The 18,585-nt window shown below is 71.8% G+C and carries 15 protein-coding genes and 1 tRNA gene; 14 read left to right on the top strand and 2 right to left on the bottom strand.

What is annotated here, in order from left to right; translation table 11 throughout:
• The first annotated feature begins 23 nt into the window (after positions 1–23).
• Positions 24–1,838 carry an ABC-F family ATP-binding cassette domain-containing protein gene (locus JOE35_RS12860; RefSeq protein WP_209561393.1) on the top strand — a complete coding sequence of 605 codons (1,815 nt, stop codon included), beginning with the start codon at positions 24–26 and terminating at the stop codon, positions 1,836–1,838.
• Between the two features lie 115 nt (positions 1,839–1,953).
• Here the strand turns inward: JOE35_RS12860 and JOE35_RS12855 are convergent, their stop codons facing one another.
• Positions 1,954–2,547: a MarR family winged helix-turn-helix transcriptional regulator gene (locus tag JOE35_RS12855; protein ID WP_209561392.1), complete on the bottom strand. Its 594-nt coding sequence runs from the start codon at positions 2,545–2,547 to the stop codon at positions 1,954–1,956.
• Positions 2,548–2,769: 222 nt separating this feature from the next.
• Between JOE35_RS12855 and JOE35_RS12850 the strand changes: the two genes are divergently transcribed.
• From JOE35_RS12850 to JOE35_RS12830, 5 genes are all read left to right on the top strand, one after another.
• Positions 2,770–2,841, top strand: a tRNA-Gln gene (locus JOE35_RS12850).
• A 93-nt stretch (positions 2,842–2,934) separates the two neighbouring features.
• On the top strand, positions 2,935–3,429 hold the full coding sequence (locus JOE35_RS12845) for a hypothetical protein (protein ID WP_209561391.1): 495 nt from the start codon (positions 2,935–2,937) through the stop codon (positions 3,427–3,429).
• 132 nt (positions 3,430–3,561) lie between these two features.
• Positions 3,562–4,995 (top strand): bifunctional UDP-N-acetylglucosamine diphosphorylase/glucosamine-1-phosphate N-acetyltransferase GlmU, encoded by a 1,434-nt coding sequence (gene glmU / locus JOE35_RS12840; RefSeq protein WP_209561390.1) that lies wholly within the window; start codon positions 3,562–3,564, stop codon positions 4,993–4,995.
• A gap of 41 nt (positions 4,996–5,036) precedes the next feature.
• On the top strand, positions 5,037–6,014 hold the full coding sequence (locus JOE35_RS12835) for a ribose-phosphate diphosphokinase (RefSeq protein WP_209561389.1): 978 nt from the start codon (positions 5,037–5,039) through the stop codon (positions 6,012–6,014).
• A 10-nt stretch (positions 6,015–6,024) separates the two neighbouring features.
• Complete coding sequence (locus JOE35_RS12830; RefSeq protein WP_209561388.1) at positions 6,025–6,531, top strand: SRPBCC family protein; 507 nt, start codon at positions 6,025–6,027, stop codon at positions 6,529–6,531.
• Positions 6,532–6,658: 127 nt separating this feature from the next.
• On the opposite strand, the gene gndA is transcribed toward JOE35_RS12830, so the two are convergent.
• On the bottom strand, positions 6,659–8,062 hold the full coding sequence (gene gndA / locus JOE35_RS12825; RefSeq protein WP_245186688.1) for an NADP-dependent phosphogluconate dehydrogenase: 1,404 nt from the start codon (positions 8,060–8,062) through the stop codon (positions 6,659–6,661).
• 210 nt (positions 8,063–8,272) lie between these two features.
• Between gndA and JOE35_RS12820 the strand changes: the two genes are divergently transcribed.
• The 8 genes from JOE35_RS12820 to eno all read left to right on the top strand — a co-directional run bounded on the left by JOE35_RS12820 (position 8,273) and on the right by eno (position 18,580).
• On the top strand, positions 8,273–8,809 hold the full coding sequence (locus tag JOE35_RS12820; RefSeq protein ID WP_307803079.1) for a gluconokinase: 537 nt from the start codon (positions 8,273–8,275) through the stop codon (positions 8,807–8,809).
• 238 nt (positions 8,810–9,047) lie between these two features.
• On the top strand, positions 9,048–9,683 hold the full coding sequence (locus JOE35_RS12815; protein ID WP_209561386.1) for a 50S ribosomal protein L25/general stress protein Ctc: 636 nt from the start codon (positions 9,048–9,050) through the stop codon (positions 9,681–9,683).
• A gap of 99 nt (positions 9,684–9,782) precedes the next feature.
• Positions 9,783–10,370 (top strand): aminoacyl-tRNA hydrolase, encoded by a 588-nt coding sequence (gene pth / locus JOE35_RS12810; protein ID WP_209561385.1) that lies wholly within the window; start codon positions 9,783–9,785, stop codon positions 10,368–10,370.
• 83 nt (positions 10,371–10,453) lie between these two features.
• Positions 10,454–14,095, top strand: coding sequence for a transcription-repair coupling factor (gene mfd / locus JOE35_RS12805; RefSeq protein WP_209561384.1), 3,642 nt, complete (start codon positions 10,454–10,456; stop codon positions 14,093–14,095).
• 71 nt (positions 14,096–14,166) lie between these two features.
• Positions 14,167–14,850, top strand: coding sequence for a MazG nucleotide pyrophosphohydrolase domain-containing protein (locus JOE35_RS12800; RefSeq protein ID WP_209561383.1), 684 nt, complete (start codon positions 14,167–14,169; stop codon positions 14,848–14,850).
• Positions 14,851–15,180: 330 nt separating this feature from the next.
• Positions 15,181–15,759 carry a TetR/AcrR family transcriptional regulator gene (locus tag JOE35_RS12795; RefSeq protein ID WP_209561382.1) on the top strand — a complete coding sequence of 193 codons (579 nt, stop codon included), beginning with the start codon at positions 15,181–15,183 and terminating at the stop codon, positions 15,757–15,759.
• Between the two features lie 190 nt (positions 15,760–15,949).
• A complete protein-coding gene (gene hisS / locus JOE35_RS12790) occupies positions 15,950–17,194 on the top strand; it encodes a histidine--tRNA ligase (protein WP_209561381.1) in 1,245 nt (414 codons plus the stop codon).
• A gap of 105 nt (positions 17,195–17,299) precedes the next feature.
• Positions 17,300–18,580, top strand: a complete 1,281-nt coding sequence (eno, locus tag JOE35_RS12785) for a phosphopyruvate hydratase (RefSeq protein ID WP_209561380.1) — start codon at positions 17,300–17,302, stop codon at positions 18,578–18,580.
• Positions 18,581–18,585 lie beyond the last annotated feature (5 nt).

The following is an 18,585-nucleotide window of genomic DNA, read 5'->3' as shown; positions in this document are numbered from 1 at the left end:
CCGCCGTCGCCTACGCTCGTTGGGTGGCACACCTACTAGGCGCAGAGAACCTCAAGCTCGAATTCCCGACCAAGGTCGTCCTCGACGGGGTGACCCTCGGCATCGACGAGGGCTCCCGCATCGGCGTCGTCGGCCGCAACGGCGACGGCAAGTCGACCCTGATGTCCGTGCTCGCCGGTCGCCTCGAGCCCGACGACGGCAGGGTCACGACCCGCCGCGGCCTCACCATCGGCATGCTCGACCAGCGCGACGTGCTGCCCGACGACGACACCGTCGGCCGCATGATCGTCGGCGACCGCGACGAGCACGAGTGGGCGGGCGACGCCCGCATCCGCGACGTCATCTCCGGCCTCGCGACCGACATCCCGTGGGAGGCGCGGCTCGGCGACCTCTCGGGCGGCCAGCGTCGTCGGGTGGCCCTCGCGCGCCTCCTCGTCGGCGACTGGGATGTGCTGTTCCTCGACGAGCCCACCAACCACCTCGACGTCGAGGGCGTGGCCTGGCTGGCCGAGCACCTCCGTCGCCGGTGGTCTCCCTCCTCGGGCGCGCTCGTCGTCGTGACCCACGACCGGTGGTTCCTCGACGAGGTCTCGACCGACACGTGGGAGGTGCACGACGGCATCGTCGAGCCCTTCGAGGGCGGCTACGCGGCCTACGTGCTGCAGCGCGTCGAGCGCGACCGCTCGGCCGCGGCGTCGGAGTCGAAGCGCCAGAACCTGATGCGGAAAGAACTGGCGTGGCTCCGTCGCGGCGCCCCGGCGCGGTCGACCAAGCCCAAGTTCCGCATCGACGCGGCGAACGAGCTGATCGCCGACGAGCCGCCCGCTCGCGACACCGTCGCGCTGTCGCAGATGGCGACCGCCCGGCTCGGCAAGGACGTCGTCGACCTCGTCGAGGTCGGTGTCTCGTTCGGCGACAGGCGGGTGCTGCACGGCGTCGAGTGGCGCATCGCCCCCGGCGAGCGCACCGGCGTGCTGGGCGTCAACGGGGCCGGCAAGTCGACGCTGCTGAAGGTCGTCACGGGCGAGCTGCAGCCGACGGAGGGGCGGGTCAAGCAGGGCAAGACGGTCAAGTTCGCGATCCTCGACCAGCAGCTCGCCGACCTGCACGAGGTGGCGAACGAGAAGGTGAACGACCTGATCGGCCGGCAGCGCACCTCCTACGTCACGGCCGGCAAGGAGATGACGCCGGGGCAGCTGCTCGAGCGCCTCGGCTTCACCAGCGCGCAGCTGCAGACGCCCATCAAGGACCTGTCGGGCGGGCAGAAGCGCCGCCTGCAGTTCCTGCTCATCCTGCTGAACGAGCCGAACGTGCTCATCCTCGACGAGCCCACGAACGACCTCGACACCGACATGCTCGCCGCCATGGAGGACCTGCTCGACGGCTGGCCCGGAACCCTGCTCGTCGTCTCGCACGACCGGTACCTGCTCGAGCGCGTCACCGACCAGCAGTACGCGGTGCTCGACGGGCAGTTCCGGCACCTGCCCGGCGGCGTCGACCAGTACCTCGCGCTGCGCAAGCAGGCCACCGACACCCAGGGCGGCGCGACCGACCGGCCGACCGCGGTGCAGGGCGCGCAGTCGTCGGTCGCCGCCGCGGCTGCCGCCTCGGGCCTGTCGGGCGCCGAGAAGCGCAACGCCGAGAAGGAGCTCGGGTCGATCGACCGCAAGCTCGCCAAGTCGGCGACCGAGCGCAGCGGCCTGCTCGAGCAGTTCGCGGGCTTCGACCAGTCGGACTTCGACGGCCTCGCGGCGCTGCAGGCGAAGCTGACCGCGCTCGACCACAAGACGGCCGAGCTCGAGGTGCGCTGGCTCGAGCTGAGCGAGCTGCTCGCGTAGCTGGCTGCGGGGTGGCGGGCTGGCGGGCTAGCCGGCCGAGTGGTCAGTTCGTGTCGTTCCGGAGGCGTGGAGCGACAGCAACTGACCACTCGCCGACTGGCGCGGGTCAGCCGGGTCAGTCGCCGAGCGTCAGGCTGAGGCGGCGCAGCAGGTCGCCGAGCCGCTGCTCGTCGGCCGGGCCGAGGTCCGCGAGGAGGCGGCGCTCGGCAGCGAGGAGGCGCTCGATCGCCGCGTCGACCGCGTCGCCTCCTGCCTGGGTCAGTCGTGCACGGACGCCCCGACCGTCGTTCGGGTCGGTGCGCCGCTCGACGAGGCCGCGTGCGACGAGCCGGTCGATCCGGTTCGTCATGGTGCCGCTCGAGACGAGCGTCTGCTGCAGCAGGGCCTTCGGGCTCAGCTCGTAGGGCCCGCCCGCCCGGCGGAGCGCGGAGAGCACGTCGAACTCCCACTGCTCGAGGTCGCTGGCGACGAAGGCGTCCCGGCGGGCTCGGTCGAGGTGCTTGGCGAGGCGGCCGACGCGCGAGAGCACGTGCAGCGGGGCGAAGTCGAGGTCGGGCCGCTCGTGCGACCAGGCCGAGACGATCCGGTCGACCTCGTCGCGCGGCTCGCCGGTGCTCGTGGTCTCGGAGGCGTCGCGGACCGTGCCGGCGCTCCCCGCCTCGGCGGCGTCGCGGATCGCGTGCGCGTCGTGTCGATCGGCCTCGGGCATCTGCACATCATGGCAGCGCTCCTCCTCCCACACGTCGAGGGCCGGTCAGCGTGGTCGAGGGCGGGTCCGCGCCGACCCGCCCTCGACGACGCTGACCCGCCCTCGACGAGAAGTGGAGCGGCAGCGGGCGGCCGCGGCGGCAGCGGGCGCCGGCGGCAGGCGGCGGCGGCAGCGACGGCGCGGGCGGCGTCTGACAGAATCGACCCTGCGCCGCGAGCGCGGTCCGCCATGGTGTAACGGCAGCACGACAGCCTTTGGAGCTGTTAGGTCCAGGTTCGAATCCTGGTGGCGGAGCAGACGGGCCGACGAGCAGCAGGGGGCCGCAGGAGGCGCTGGTCCCGGAGTCCGATCCGGACCGGCGGCCGCCGCCCTCGGTAGCCTGCGGCCATGTCGACCACCACGCTCTCCCCGCTCGCCCGCGCCGCACTGCTCGGCGTCCTCACCGGCTCCCGCTCGGCCACGCCGCTCGCGGCCCTCGCCCTCAGCCGCGACAGCCGCACCCTCACCGGCAGCTGGCAGGAGTGGGCGGTGTTCCGCTCGTCGGTCGGCCGTGCCGTGTTCGTGGCCGCCGGCGCGGGCGAGCTCGTCGGCGACAAGCTGCCCTCGACGCCCAGCCGCATCTCGGGCGGCGCGATCTTCGGTCGGATCGCCGCCGGTGCCGTCGTGGGCTTCGCGATGGGCACCACCGACCTCCGTGCTGAGCGCGGCGTCCAGGGCGCCCTGGTCGGTGCCGCGGGCGCGGTCGTCGGCAGTTTCGCCGGCTACCTCGGCCGCAAGGCCCTCGTCGAGAAGACCGGCCTGCCCGACCTCGTCGTCGCCCTGCTCGAGGACGCCGTGACGATCGGCGGCACCGCGGCCGTCGTGCGCGCCGCCCGCAGCTGACGTCTCCCCTCCACAGCCTCCGCTCCTCCGCCCCGCCCTGCCGCACCGGGCACGCGAGGCCGACCTGCGCCTCCTGCGACGCCGTGGGAGGATCGCCGATGATCGCCGCACGCCCCCACCTCTAGGAGCACCATGCCCGAACGCAGCCTCGCCGTCGTCGTCCTCGCCGCAGGGCAGGGCACGCGCATGAAGTCCTCGACGCCGAAGGTGCTGCACAGGCTGGCAGGCCTGCCGCTGATCCAGCACGTGCTCGAGACCGCGGGGGCGCTGCAGCCGCAACACCTCGTCGCCGTCGTGCGGCACGAGCGTGACCTGGTCGTGACGAGCATCGTCGAGACGACGCCCGGCGCCGTGATCGTCGACCAGGACGAGATCCCCGGCACCGGCCGCGCCGTCGAGCAGGCCGTCGAGGCGCTGCCCGCCGACTTCGAGGGCGACGTCGTCGTCGTCAGCGCCGACGTGCCGTTCCTCGACCACGCCACCCTCGGCGCTCTCCTCGAGCAGCACCGCGAGGAGGCGGCGGCCGCGACGCTGCTGTCGGCCGTCCTCCCCGACGCGCACGGCTACGGCCGCGTGGTCCGCCGTTCGTCGGGCGACGTCGACCGCATCGTCGAGCACAAGGACGCCACCGAGGAGGAGCGGCAGCTGCGCGAGATCAACTCCGGCACCTACGCCTTCACCGTCGCGGCACTTCGCACCCATCTGCCCCGCGTCGGCTCGGCCAACACGCAGAACGAGAAGTACGTGACCGACGTCGTCGGGCTGCTCACCGCGGCCGGCGAGCGCGTCTCCGCCCGTGCCGTCGACGAGACCTGGCGCCTCGAGGGCATCAACGACCGGGTGCAGCTCGCCGCGGCGGCCCGCCGCCTGAACGACCGCATCGTCGAGCACTGGCAGCGCGAGGGCGTCAGCATCGTCGACCCGCAGACCACCTGGATCGACCGCGACGTCGCCCTCAGCCCTGACGTCGAGCTGCTGCCCGGCACCCAGCTGAAGGGCGCCACCTACGTCGCGGCGGGTGCCGTGGTCGGTCCCGACACGACGCTCGTCGACACCGAGGTCGGCGAGGGCGCGGTCGTGAAGCGCACCGACGCGACCCTCGCCGTGATCGGGGCCCGCGCCTCCGTGGGGCCGTTCTCGTACCTGCGTCCCGGCACCGTGCTCGGCGAGGGCGGCAAGATCGGCACCTTCGTCGAGACGAAGAACGCCGAGATCGGCGCGGGCTCGAAGGTGCCGCACCTCAGCTACATCGGCGACACCGAGGTCGGCACGGACAGCAACATCGGCGCCGGCACCATCACGGCGAACTACGACGGGGTGAACAAGCACCGCACCGAGGTCGGGTCGAACGTGCGCACCGGGTCGCACAACGTGTTCGTCGCCCCCGTTAGGATTGGCGACGGAGCGTACTCAGGCGCAGGGACGGTCGTCCGCAAGGACGTACCGGCCGGCGCGCTGGCGTTGAGCATCGCCCCACAGCGCAATGCGAGCGGATGGGTCGAGGCGAACCGCCCCGGCTCCGCGGCGGCCGAGGCCGCCGCCCGCGCCGAACGAACGACCGACTGACCCCTGTCGGGTTGGCCCCCAGGGGCCGGAGAGCGAGTGACGTGTCCGGAATCAAGATCACCGGCGAGAACCGACTCGTTCTGGTCTCGGGGCGTGCGCACCCCGACCTGGCGAACCAGATCGCGTCGGAGCTCGGCTCCGAGCTGATCCCGACCGACGCCCGCACCTTCGCGAACGGCGAGCTGTACGCCCGGTACGACGAGAGCGTCCGCGGCGCCGACGCGTTCGTGATCCAGTCGCACTCGGCACCGATCAACGAGTGGCTCATGGAGCAGCTGATCATGGTCGACGCCCTCAAGCGCGCCTCGGCGAAGCGCATCACGGTCGTGGCGCCGTTCTACCCGTACGCCCGACAGGACAAGAAGGGCCGTGGTCGCGAGCCGATCTCGGCCCGTCTCGTCGCCGACCTGTTCAAGGCCGCCGGCGCGCACCGCATCATGAGCGTCGACCTGCACGCTCCCCAGATCCAGGGATTCTTCGACGGCCCCGTCGACCACCTCTTCGCGATGCCAGTGCTGCTCGAGCACTTCCGCACCAAGCTCGACAACAGCACCCTCACCGTGGTCTCGCCCGACATGGGCCGCGTCCGCGTCGCCGACATCTGGAGCGAGAAGCTCGACGCGCCCCTCGCCATCATCCACAAGCGCCGCGACCCGCTGGTGCCGAACCAGGTCACCGTGCACGAGATCGTGGGCGAGGTCGAGGGCCGCGTCTGCCTGCTCGTCGACGACCTGATCGACACGGGCCGCACCATCGTCAAGGCCGCCGAGGCGCTCAAGGCCGCCGGCGCGATCGGCGTCGTCGTCGCGGCCACCCACGCGGTCTTCAGCGACCCGGCGCCCGAGATCCTCAGCAGCGACTTCATCGACTCGGTCGTCGTCACGGACACCCTGCCGCTGACCGACCACCAGAAGTTCGACAAGCTCGAGATCCTGCCGATCGCCCCGCTGATCGCCCGTGCGATCCACGAGGTCTTCGACAACGGCTCGGTCACGTCGATGTTCGACGGCGCCGCGTAGGCGTCATCTCGTGCCCGTCGTCGAGTCGCGCTGCGTCGTCCCCGTCACCCCGGAGCTCGCCTTCGCCGTGTCGCAGACGACGGGGGAGGCGCGGCTCCGCTGGGACCCGTTCATCCGGCACCAGCACTTCCTCGACGGCGCCACGCGGCCGGCCAAGGGAGTCCGCACGCTGACGGTGCAGCGCTTCGGCTTCCGGATGGAGAGCGAGTACGTCTCGTTCGCCCCGCCCACCAACGTCGGCTTCGCGATGACGACGGGCCCGTGGTTCTTCGCCCGCATGGGCGGCGGGTGGCGCTTCAAGCCGGTCGAGGGCGACCCCGGCAGCACCGCCGCCACCTGGCGCTACAACTTCACCTGCCGCCCGTCGTGGCTGGCACCGATCGCCGAGCGCGTCGGCGCGGTCGTCCTGCAACGGGACATCGACCGCCGCATCCGGGGCTACGCCCGCGGCTGCCAAGACCCGTTCGTGCTGGCCGCCGCCACGGCGACGCTGCCCGGCGCGACGCCCGCCGACTGACCGCCCGGTCCGCGCGCGGCCGCACGGCCGCGCCGACGGCGAGAAGGGACGAGGCAGGCGCGGTCCTGCGCCTGCCTCGTCCCTTCTCGCCTGCGACACCGCGACCCGGCGTCGAGTCGCGCCGACGTCAGTGCGTCGACGGCTCCGTCTCGATCTCCGAGCGGTCGCCCGACCACAGCGTGTGGAACACGCCGTCCTCGCCGACCCGCTCGTAGGTGTGCGCGCCGAAGAAGTCGCGCTGTCCCTGGATGAGGGCGGCGGGGAGGCGCTCCGACGCGAGCGAGTCGTAGTACGACAGCGCCGAAGCGAACCCGGGCACGGGGATCCCCGAGAGGGCCGCCTTGGCGACGATGCGGCGCCAGGCCTGCTCGCCGTCGCGGACGGCGGCGGCGAAGTAGTCGTCCTCGAGCAGGGTCGCGATGGTGCTGTCCTTCTCGTACGCCTCGACGATGCGGTTGAGGAACTGCGCGCGGATGATGCAGCCGCCGCGCCAGATCTTCGCCACGGCGCCCTTGTCGATGTCCCAGTCGTACTCGAGCGCGCCCGCGATGATCGCGTCGAAGCCCTGGGCGTAGGCCACGATCTTCGAGGCGTAGAGCGCCTTCTGCACGTCGTCCTCGAAGCCGTCGCCCGCATCCTGCACCTCGGGTCGGCCCTGCAGGGTCGCCTGCACGGCGGCGCGCTGGTCGGGCTTCGACGAGACGGCGCGGGCGAAGACGGCCTCGGCGATGCCGCCGACGGGCACGCCCAGGCCGACGCTGTTCTGCACGGTCCAGACGCCGGTGCCCTTCGAGCCGGCAGCGTCGACGATGGAGTCGACGAGCGGGCCGCCGGTCTTGGCGTCGACCTGGCGCAGCACCTCTGCGGTGATCTCGATCAGGTACGACTCGAGCTCGCCCTCGTTCCACTCCTCGAACACGGCGGCGATGTCGGCCGGCTCGTGGCCGCCGACGCGACGGAGCAGGTCGTACGACTCGGCGATGAGCTGCATGTCGGCGTACTCGATGCCGTTGTGGATCATCTTGACGAAGTGGCCGGCGCCGTCGGAGCCGATGTGGGTGACGCAGGGCTCGCCCTCGGCGACCGCGGCGATCGACGAGAGGATCGGGCCGAGCGTCTCGTACGCCTCCTTCGAGCCGCCGGGCATGATCGACGGGCCCTTGAGGGCGCCCTCCTCGCCGCCGGAGATGCCGGCGCCGACGAAGTTCAGGCCGCGCTCCTTGAGAGCTGCCTCCCGCCTCCTCGTGTCCTGGAAGTTGGCGTTGCCGCCGTCGACGATGATGTCGCCCTCCTCGAAGAGGTCGGCGAGCTGGTCGATGACGGCGTCGGTGCCCTTGCCTGCCTGCACCATGATGATCGCGGTGCGCGGCTTCTGCAGCGAGGCGGCGAAGTCCTCGATCGACTTCGAGGCGACGAAGCCGGCGTCGCCGTGCTCGCTCATGAGGGTGTCGGTGCGCTCGGGCGACCGGTTGTAGACGGCGACGGTGTTGCCCTCGCGGCTGGCGAGGTTGCGGGCGAGGTTCGAGCCCATGACGGCCAGGCCGACGACTCCGATGTTCGCCTGGGCGGTGGGGGTGGACTGTTCTCCGTGGTCGGTCACGGTGCCTCCTTGCGGTCGATGACGCTCGCAGACTATGCCTCGGGCCTGCGCCGCTGACAGGCTCTGGCAGGGCGCGGACGACACGAGGAGGCGCGTCTACGCTGGTCGGGACGCCGCCGTCCCCGACACCGAGAGGTCCCCGTGCCTGAGACTCCGCAGCCCGCGACCCCGCAGCCCGCTCAGATCCCGCCCGTCGTCGTGATGGGGGTGTCCGGCTCCGGCAAGTCCACGGTCGGCGAGCTCCTCGCCCGCACCGCCGGCGTGCCGTTCGTCGACGCCGACGACCTGCATCCGAAGGCGAACCGCGACAAGATGGCAGCCGGCCACGCCCTCGACGACGACGACCGTGCCCCTTGGCTCGAGATCGTCGCGCAGCGCATCCGCGACGCGGGGGAGGACGGCGTCGTCGTCGCCTGCTCTGCCCTCAAGCGGAGCTACCGCGACGTGCTCAGGGGAGGCGACCCGCGCCTCAGGTTCGTGCACCTGACCGGTGTGCGCGAGCTCGTGGCGGAGAGGCAGAAGGCCCGCAAGGGTCACTTCATGCCGCCCGGGCTGATGGAGTCGCAGTTCGCGACCCTCGAGCCGCTCGGCGAGGACGAGCCCGGGTCCGACGTCGACGTCTCGGCCGGTCCGGACGAGATCGTGGCGGAGGCGCTGGTCGAGCTCCGGGGGCGCTGAGCGCGCTCTCGAGGGCCCCAGCTCGCCCCCGGGTTGGCGACACGCCCGGGCGGCCTGTAACGTGGGGGTCGACTTCGGCGAGGGGTGCTCCGGCACCCGTTATCGACGCGGTAGGCAGGCACTCGGTCTCGTGACATCGTCCCCACGGCTGCGAGGTCCCTCCTCACGCGATCTGCGTTCGAGTTGACATCGACCCCCACACATCCCGGGCCGCGAGGCCCGCAGAAACGGAGACACCATGGCTGACGACAACACCCTGTCCGCTCTCGTCCGCACCAGCTTCGGCAAGGGCGCGGCCCGCAAGATCCGCGCGAAGGACCAGATCCCGGCGGTCATCTACGGTCACGGCACCGACCCGCAGCACGTCACGCTGCCCGGCCACGAGACGATGCTCATCACCCGTCGCTCGAACGCCCTCATCACGCTCGACATCGAGGGCACGAAGCAGCTCGCCCTCGTCAAGGACATCCAGCGCGACCCGGTGAAGCAGGTCATCGAGCACATCGACCTCATCGTCGTGCGTCAGGGCGAGAAGGTCGAGGTGGACGTCCCCGTGCACATCGAGGGCGAGTCCGCTCCCGGCACGATCCACGTCGTCGAGCTCAACGCCATCACGCTCGAGGTGTCGGCCACCGCGATCCCGCAGTCGGTCGTCGTCTCGATCGAGGGCCTCGAGGACGGCGCGCAGGTGCACGCCTCCGACGTCGTCCTCCCCGAGGGCGCCGCGCTCGTCACCGACGCCGAGGTGCTCATCACGAGCGTCTCCGTCCCCCAGCTCGACCTCACCACGGACGCCGTCGACGACGAGTCGGGCGAGGCAGCCGAGGCCGAGGGCGACGTGCCCTCGATCGAGGACGAAGAGCGCTCCGAGTAGTACGGGTCGAAGCACCCGCACCACCCGCACCACCCGCACCACCCGCACCCACACCGATCGCCTGACAGCCCCGCCGTGTCTCCCGAGGAGGACCATCCCGTGGACGACTCGCAGTGGCTCGTGGTCGGGCTCGGCAACCCCGGGCCCGACTACGCCGGCACCCGGCACAACGTCGGTCAGATGGTGCTCGCCGAGCTGGCGCACCGCCTGTCGGCGAGCTTCAAGAACCACCGCACCAACGCGAGCGTGGCGGAGGGCCGCACCCAGCCGGGCGGTCCCCGCTTCGTCCTCGCCGCTCCTCGCAGCTTCATGAACCTGTCGGGCGGGCCCGTGGCGGCGCTGCTCAAGTACTACGACCTCGACGTGTCGCGGCTCATCGTCGTGCACGACGAGCTCGACATCGACTTCGACTCGATCAAGCTCAAGCAGGGCGGCGGCCACGGCGGCCACAACGGCCTGCGCGACATCATCGCCGCCACCGGCTCGAACGAGTTCCTGCGCGTGCGCGTCGGCATCGGTCGACCGCCCGGCCGCCAGCCCGCAGCCGACTACGTGCTCAAGTCCTTCTCGTCGGCCGAGCGCAGAGAGCTGCCGTTGCTGCTCGGCGACGCCGCCGACGCGGTCGAGCTCATCGTCTCGGACGGGCTCACCGCGGCGCAGCTCAAGTTCCACACCGCCAAGGCCTGACCGGCACGGTGCCGACCGGCACAGTGTCGGCCAGCACGGCACCCGACCAGCACAGTGTCGGCGGTGCCGAGTAGCCTTGTCGGGTGATACTCGCGGGCTTGATCCAGGCGCTCTCGCGCGCCTCCACGTACTCCTCTGCCCTCGACCGGGCCGACCGCAGCACCGACTTCTCGGTGGTCGACGGCCTGCGCGTGCCGCTCCTCGCGGGGCTGCTCGCCAGACGCGCCGGGCCCCAGGCCATGCTCGTGGTCACCGCCACCGGTCGCGAGTCGGAGGCCGTCCGCCTGTCCCTCGCCAGCTACGTCCCCGACGCCGAGGTGATCGAGTTCCCCGCGTGGGAGACGCTGCCGCACGAGCGACTCAGCCCGAGCGCCGAGACGGTGGGCAAGCGCATCCACGCGCTCCGTCGCCTGGCTGCCTGGTCGGCCGAGGCTGACGCAGCCGCAGCCTCCGCGGGCGGCGCCGGCGCCGGGTCCGCCGTGCGTCCACTCGTCGTCGTCGCGGGCGTCCGTGCGGCCCTGCAGCCCGTCTCCGACAACCTCGCCGACATCGACCCGGTCGTCCTGACCATCGGCGACCGTGGCCACGACCTCTCGGCCATCGCGCTGAGGCTCGTCGACCTCGCCTACGCCCGGGTCGACATGGTCACGCGTCGCGGCGAGTTCGCGGTGCGCGGCGGCATCCTCGACGTGTTCCCGCCGACGGCCGAGCACCCGGTGCGGGTCGACTTCTTCGGCGACGAGGTCGATCAGCTCCGCAACTTCTCCGTGGCCGACCAGCGCAGCCTCGAGGGCGTGGTCAGCACCGTCGAGCTGCCGCCGAGCCGCGAGATGCTGCTCACCGCGCCGGTGCGCCAGCGCGCGCGAGAGATGCAGCACGAGTTCCCGGGCATCGCCCAGATGCTCGCCAAGATCGCCGAGGGCATCCCGGTCGAGGGCATGGAGTCGCTGGCGCCCGCCCTGGTCGACCGTCTCGTGCCGCTCACCCACTACCTGCCGGCGGGCGCCTCCGTGGCCGTGCTCTCGCCCGAGCGCGTGCAGTCCAGGGCACAGAGCCTCGCCGAGACGAACCGCGAGTTCCTGTCCGCGGCCTGGAACGCCGCGACGGCCGGCGCGGCCGCGCCGATCGACCTCGACGCCGGCGACTTCCTCGCCCTCCGCGACCTGCGGTCAGCCGCCGGCGACCGTGCGTGGTTCACCTTCAGCGGCTTCGACTCCGGCGAGGTCCTCACCGACGTCGAGGCCGCCCAGGCGGCAGGCGACTACGTGCGGGTCGAGGCTGCTCCCGTCCCGAGCTTCAGCGGGCACGCCGAGGGCGCCCTCGACCACGTCGTCGGCCGGGTGCAGGACGGCTGGAGCGTCGTCGTCACCGCGCGCGGCACCGGACTCGTCGAGCGGGCCCGCGACGTGCTCGCCGAGCAGGGGGTCGCCGCGCGCCTCGTCGACGCCCTGCCCGACGAGCTCGAGCAGGGCGTCGTGCACCTCGTCGCCGGGGGAGTGGAGGCGGGCTTCGAGCTGCCGTCCGCCAAGATCGCCGTCCTCGGCGAGAGCGACTTCTACGGCCGGTCGGCGAACTACGACTCGCGCCAGGTCAAGAAGCTCGCGAGCCGGCGCAAGAACGTCGTCGACCCGCTGCAGCTCAAGCCGGGCGACGTGGTCGTGCACCAGACCCACGGCATCGGCAAGTTCCTCGAGCTGACCAGCCGCGAGGTCTCGTCGGGCGGCCGCAACGCGGTCAAGAACAACCGCGAGTACCTCGTGCTCGAGTACGCCCCGTCGAAGCGCGGCTACCCCGGCGACAAGCTGTACGTCCCCACCGACCAGCTCGACCTGCTCAGCCGGTACGTCGGCGGCGAGGCGCCGTCGCTCAGCAAGATGGGCGGCAGCGACTGGGCCTCGGCGAAGAGCAAGGCGCGCCGGGCCGTCCGCGACATCGCGGTCGAGCTCGTGAAGCTCTACTCGGCGCGGATGGCGTCGAAGGGGCACGCGTTCCCGCCGGACACCCCGTGGCAGCGCGAGCTCGAGGAGGCGTTCCCGTTCGCCGAGACGCCCGACCAGCTGACGACCATCGACGAGATCAAGGCCGACATGGAGCGGCCGATCCCCATGGACCGCCTCCTCTCGGGCGACGTCGGCTACGGCAAGACCGAGGTGGCCGTGCGTGCCGCCTTCAAGGCGATCCAGGACGGCAAGCAGGTCGTGATGCTCGTGCCGACGACCCTGCTCGTGAAGCAGCACTTCGACACCTTCAGCGAGCGCTTCGCCGGGTTCCCCGTGCACCTCAGGAGCCTCAGCCGGTTCCAGTCCGCGAAGGAGAGCAAGGAGACGATCAAGGGGCTCGGCGACGGCACGGTCGACATGGTCATCGGCACGCACCGGCTGCTGAGCGAGGGCATCGCCTACAAGGACGTCGGGCTCGTCATCATCGACGAGGAGCAGCGGTTCGGCGTCGAGCACAAGGACGCCCTGAAGAAGCTCAAGACGAACGTCGACATCCTCGCCATGTCGGCCACCCCCATCCCTCGGTCGCTCGAGATGGCCGTGACCGGCATCCGCGAGATGTCCACGCTCGCGACGCCGCCGGAGGACCGGCACCCGATCCTCACCTTCGTGGGGCCCGAGGGCGACCGGCAGAAGGCGGCGGCGATCCGGCGAGAGCTGCTGCGCGAGGGCCAGGTGTTCTTCGTGCATAACCGCGTCTCGAGCATCAACCGCGTCGCGGCCGAGATCGCCGAGCTCGTGCCGGAGGCGCGGGTCGCGGTGGCGCACGGCCAGATGGCCGAGTCCACCCTCGAGCAGGTCATGGTCGACTTCTGGGAGCGCAAGTTCGACGTGCTCGTGTCGACGACCATCATCGAGACCGGCCTCGACATCGCGAACGCGAACACGCTCATCATCGACCGCGCCGACAAGTACGGCCTCAGCCAGCTGCACCAGCTCCGCGGCCGCGTCGGCCGAGGCCGCGAGCGCGGCTACGCGTACTTCCTCTACGACCCGGACAAGCCGCTCAGCGAGACCGCGCAGGACAGGCTGGAGACGATCGCCGCGAACAACGAGCTCGGCGCCGGCATGCAGGTGGCCCTGAAGGACCTGGAGATCCGCGGCGCGGGCAACCTGCTCGGCGGCGAGCAGTCCGGCCACATCGCGGGCGTCGGCTTCGACCTCTACCTCCGCATGATCGGCGAGGCGGTGGGCGCGTTCCGCGGCGACGTGGCCGAGGGCCAGACCGAGCTGCGACTCGAGCTGCCAGTCGACGCGCACATCCCCGACGAGTACGTCGAGAGCGAGCGCCTGCGGCTCGAGGCGTACCAGAAGCTGTCGACCGCCAGTGCTCCCACGTCCAGCGACGATCAGATCGACTCGGTGCTCGACGAGCTCACCGACCGCTACGGGACGCCGCCCGCCTCGGTGCTCGCGCTGATCGAGGTCTCCCGCCTCCGACGGGCGGCGCAGAAGGCCGGGCTGAGCGAGGTCGTCGTCATGGGCAGCAACCTGCGGGTCGCCGGGGCAGACCTGGCGGACAGCATGCAGGTGCGCCTGCAGCGCCTGTACCCGGGCGCCCGCTGGTTCGGCCAGACGAACTCCGTCAGCGTGCCCCTGCCCGTCCGGCACGGCGTGGGGCTGGCCGACGCCGAGCTCATCCTCTGGGTCGAGCAGCTGATGACGGCCATCTACGGCGCCGAGGTGCCGCGGCCCGCCGTCGACGGGGTCGCGCCCACGGCCTGACCCCCCCCCGGGCGGCCCTCGTGGCCGCCCGCCCCACCACGACGACACCGGTCGTCAGACGAGGAGGAGCGGTGCACGACGACACAGGGCTCGAGGCCGAGGTCCGAGAGCTGTCCGACGTGGTCGAGGCCCTGCTCGCCGACCAGGGCGGCTGCGAGTGGAACCGCGCGCAGACGCACGAGTCGCTCGTGACCTACCTCGTGGAGGAGTGCGCCGAGCTGGTCGAGGCGATCGAGGTCGGCTCCTCCGACGACCGGCGGGAGGAGCTGGGCGACGTGCTCTACCAGGTCGTCCTGCACTCGGCGTTGGCGGCCCGCGCCTCCGGCGACGCCTTCGACCTGGCCGACGTCGTGCGCGACGTCCGGCTCAAGACCGTGCGTCGGCACCCGCACGTCTTCGGGGGCGAGAACGCAGCGGACGTCGACGACATCGTGCGCCTCTGGAGCGCCGCGAAGGCCGTCGAGAAGTCGAGCAGGACGAGCGCCTACGACGGCGTGCCCCGGGGGCTGCCTGCCCTGTCCAGGGCGCAGAAGCTCGAGAGCAGGCGAGTCGCGGCGGGTGCGCTTCCGGCCGACGTCGGCGCGCACACCGCGGACGCCGCCGGCGCCGCCGACGACGCCGACGTCGAGCTGAGCTGGGGACGAGATCTGCTCGCCGTCGTGGACACGGCCGGTCGTGCAGGCATCGACGCCGAGCGCGCACTCCGCCGGGCAGTCCGCGAGCGAGAGGGCCTGCTCCGGGCTCGCGAGACATGAGGGGGCGCCTCCCTGACCCGAACAGGGAGGCGCCCGTGCGTGGCCACGTCGACGGGGGACTCGCGCGCCTGGGAAGACACGGGAGTCTCGCCACGAATCGACACCTGACCACACCACCGTCACGGAGCCCGCGTGTTCCGGGGATCAGACCAGAGCGAGCACCATGACGATTGGCCAAATGTAACCTGTGTCGGCTGATATGTCAAAGTCAGACCGTGTCGTCTCACGGTCCTGAGGTCTCCGAACGGGCAGATCGTCTCTGTTATCGTCCGGTACGACCGGTCGGGCCGCGCAGGGCGGGGCTGGCCGGCACTCGAAGGAGCGCCGCCGATGCCTCGCAAGCCGGATCCCTCTCGCAAGCCCGAGCTGCTCGGCCAGATCGTCGAGCACCTCAGGGGCAGATCGCTCGCGACGATGTCCTTCCGCACCCTCGCCGACGCCCTCGGGGTCAGCACGTACGTCTTCGTGTACCACTTCGGCAACCGGGCGGAGCTCGTGGCCGAGATCGTCCGGGCGGTCGTGGCCCGTGACGACGACCTCCTGGCCGTCGACGTCGAGCCGCTCGACCCTGCGGCGTTCGAGGCGCACCTGGCGACCGCCTGGGCGACTGCGGTCAGCGACCGTGGTCGTGATCTCCGTCGCCTCGAGACGGAGGCGGCGCTGCTCGAGGTGGTGGCCGGCGACGAGCAGGGGGCGGCCCGCCGGGCCCCCGAGCGCTGGCGGGCCCATCTCGCCCCGTGGCTCACGGGCAGGGGCGTCCCGCCTGCGAATGCTGAACGGGCGGCTCGGGAGCTCGTGGCCGTGTCGTGGGCTGCGCAGCTCGACGCCGTGCTGTCGGGTGACGTCCATCAGGCGTCCGAGCTGGCGGCATCGGCTCGTGCGCGCTTCGTCGCGCTCGCGCAGCGCTGACTCGGCGGGGGAGGACGGGCCGGGCGGGGGACCCGGCCCGTCTCGGTGCCTCGCCGCAGGGATGGCAGGCACCAGGCCGACGGCGCGCAACCCGATTCGTTCCGCCGGCACGGATGACGGTACGCGCAATGTGACATATGGGCAAGTCGGGGCGCATCCTGTCGATGGTGGGCTCTGGGATGATGGTCGGATGCCGTCACACGTGACCCCGCCGCGCGGGATGAGAGACTTCCTGCCCGCCGACAAGCGCCGCCGTGAGCGGGTCCTCTCCGTCGTCCGCGAGGTCTACCGGGCGCACGGCTTCGACGAGATCGAGACGCCGGTCGTCGAGTCGAGCGAGTACCTCTTCTCGGGCCTCGGCGGCGACAACGAGAAGCAGGTCTTCGCCGTGCTGCGTCGCGGTCTCGACGACGAGGCGCTGCGGGCGGCCGCGTCCCCGCTCGAGCTCGCCGACCTCGGTCTCCGGTTCGACCTCACGGTGCCCCTCGCGCGCTTCTACGCCTCGCACCGAGCCGAGCTGCCGACGGTCTTCCGCAGCGTCCAGATCGCGCCGGTCTGGCGCGCGGAGAAGCCGCAGAAGGGGCGCTACCGGCAGTTCGTGCAGTGCGACATCGACATCCTGGGCGAGGCGGGCCAGCTGGCCGAGATCGAGCTGATCTCCGCGACCACGGCCGTGCTCGCCGCGCTCGGCCTCGAGGGCACCACCATCCGGGTCAACGACCGGCGTGTGCTGCTCGGCGTTCTCTCGCACTGGGGCGTGCCGACCGAGCTGCACGACCGTGCGCTGCTCGAGATCGACAAGCTCGACAAGATCGGCGTCGAGGGCGTCGCCGCCCAGCTCGCCTCGATCGGCGTGGACGTCCCGGGGATCGCCGACCAGCTCGCCCAGCTCGGCGACGCGACCTGGGACTCGGCGACCGCCTCCCCGCCTCCTGCGTGGCTCGACCAGGAGGCGTTCGGCGACCTGCTCGCCCTCCGTGCGGCCCTGCCCGAGGTCGACCTCGTCCTCGACCCGACCCTGGTGCGCGGAATGGGCTACTACACGGGCACCATCTTCGAGGTCGCCCACCCCGACTTCTCGTACTCGCTCGGCGGGGGCGGTCGCTACGACGGGATGATCGGGCGGTTCCTCGGCACCGACGTGCCGGCGGCCGGCTTCTCCCTCGGCTTCGAGCGGATCGTCGACCTCGTCGAGCTCGACGACGCCGACGACGACGGCCTCGTCGTCCTCCACGACAAGGCGGTCGCCCCGGTCGAGCTGCTGGCCCTGCAGAGGGCGCTGGTGTCCCGAGGGGAGGCGCGGGTCCGGCTGCAGAAGCGGGCCAAGAACGTCGGGGGCCAGCTCGATGCCCTCGCGGCCGCCGGGTTCCGGCGCTTCGTCGCGGTGCGCGGGGGAGAGGCCCTGGACGACCTCGAGGTGCGGCCCCTGGGCTGAGCCCGGCCGGGCATGGCCCCTGCCCCCGCTCGGCGTCGGCCCGCGCGGCTAGGATCGACACGACCGCGTGCCCCGCACGCACATCGACGACTAAGGAGTTCATCCGTGGCAGAAATCGACGCAGTAGGCGCACGCGAGATCCTCGACTCGCGGGGCAACCCCACGGTCGAGGTCGAGGTCCTGCTCGACGACGGGACCGTGTCGCGCGCGGCCGTCCCGTCGGGCGCATCGACCGGGGCCTTCGAGGCCTACGAGCTGCGCGACGGCGACAAGGACCGCTACCTCGGCAAGGGCGTGCTCAAGGCCGTCGCCGCCGTGATCGACGAGATCGGCCCCGAGGTCGAGGGCATGGACGCGACCGACCAGCGCCTCGTCGACGCCGCCATGATCGAGCTCGACGGCACCGAGAACAAGTCGCGCCTCGGGGCGAACGCCATCCTCGGCGTCTCGCTCGCCGTGGCCCGCGCCGCTGCCGACTCGGCCGACCTGCCGCTCTTCCGCTACCTGGGCGGCCCGAACGCGCACACCCTGCCCGTGCCGATGCTCAACGTCATCAACGGCGGCTCGCACGCCGACAGCAACGTCGACATCCAGGAGTTCATGATCCTGCCGATCGGCGCGACGTCGTTCGCCGACGCACTCCGCTGGGGCGCCGAGACCTACCACGCCCTCAAGAGCGAGCTGAAGTCCAAGGGCCTGTCGACGGGCCTCGGCGACGAGGGCGGCTTCGCGCCGAACCTCGACAGCAACCGCGCCGCGCTCGACCTGCTCGTCGAGGCGATCACCAAGGCCGGCTTCACCCCCGGCAAGGACATCGCGCTCGGCCTCGACGTCGCCTCGAGCGAGTTCTACTCCGACGGCTCGTACACGTTCGAGGGCGAGAAGCGCGACTCCGCGTTCCTGGCCGGCTACTACGCCGACCTCGTGTCGGCCTACCCGCTCGTCACCATCGAGGACCCGCTCGACGAGGACGACTGGGAGGGCTGGGCGCACCTGACGAGCGAGATCGGCTCGAAGACGCAGATCGTCGGGGACGACCTGTTCGTCACGAACCCCGAGCGACTCGCCCGCGGCATCGCCGCCGGCGCCGCGAACTCGATCCTCGTCAAGGTCAACCAGATCGGCACGCTGACCGAGTCGCTCGACGCCGTCTCGCTCGCGCAGCGCAGCGGCTACACGACCGTCCTGTCGCACCGCTCCGGCGAGACCGAGGACACGACGATCGCCGACCTCGCGGTCGCCACCGACGCCGGGCAGATCAAGACGGGCGCCCCGGCCCGCAGCGAGCGCGTCGCCAAGTACAACCAGCTGCTCCGCATCGAGGAGGAGCTGGGCGACGCTGCCGTGTACGCCGGCTACTCGGCGTTCCCGCGCTTCTCGGCCTAGCGCCA

This window comes from Frigoribacterium sp. PvP032 (assembly GCF_017833035.1).
Classification (GTDB): Bacteria; Actinomycetota; Actinomycetes; order Actinomycetales; family Microbacteriaceae; genus Frigoribacterium.
This window is presented reverse-complemented; position numbering and strand designations above follow the sequence as displayed.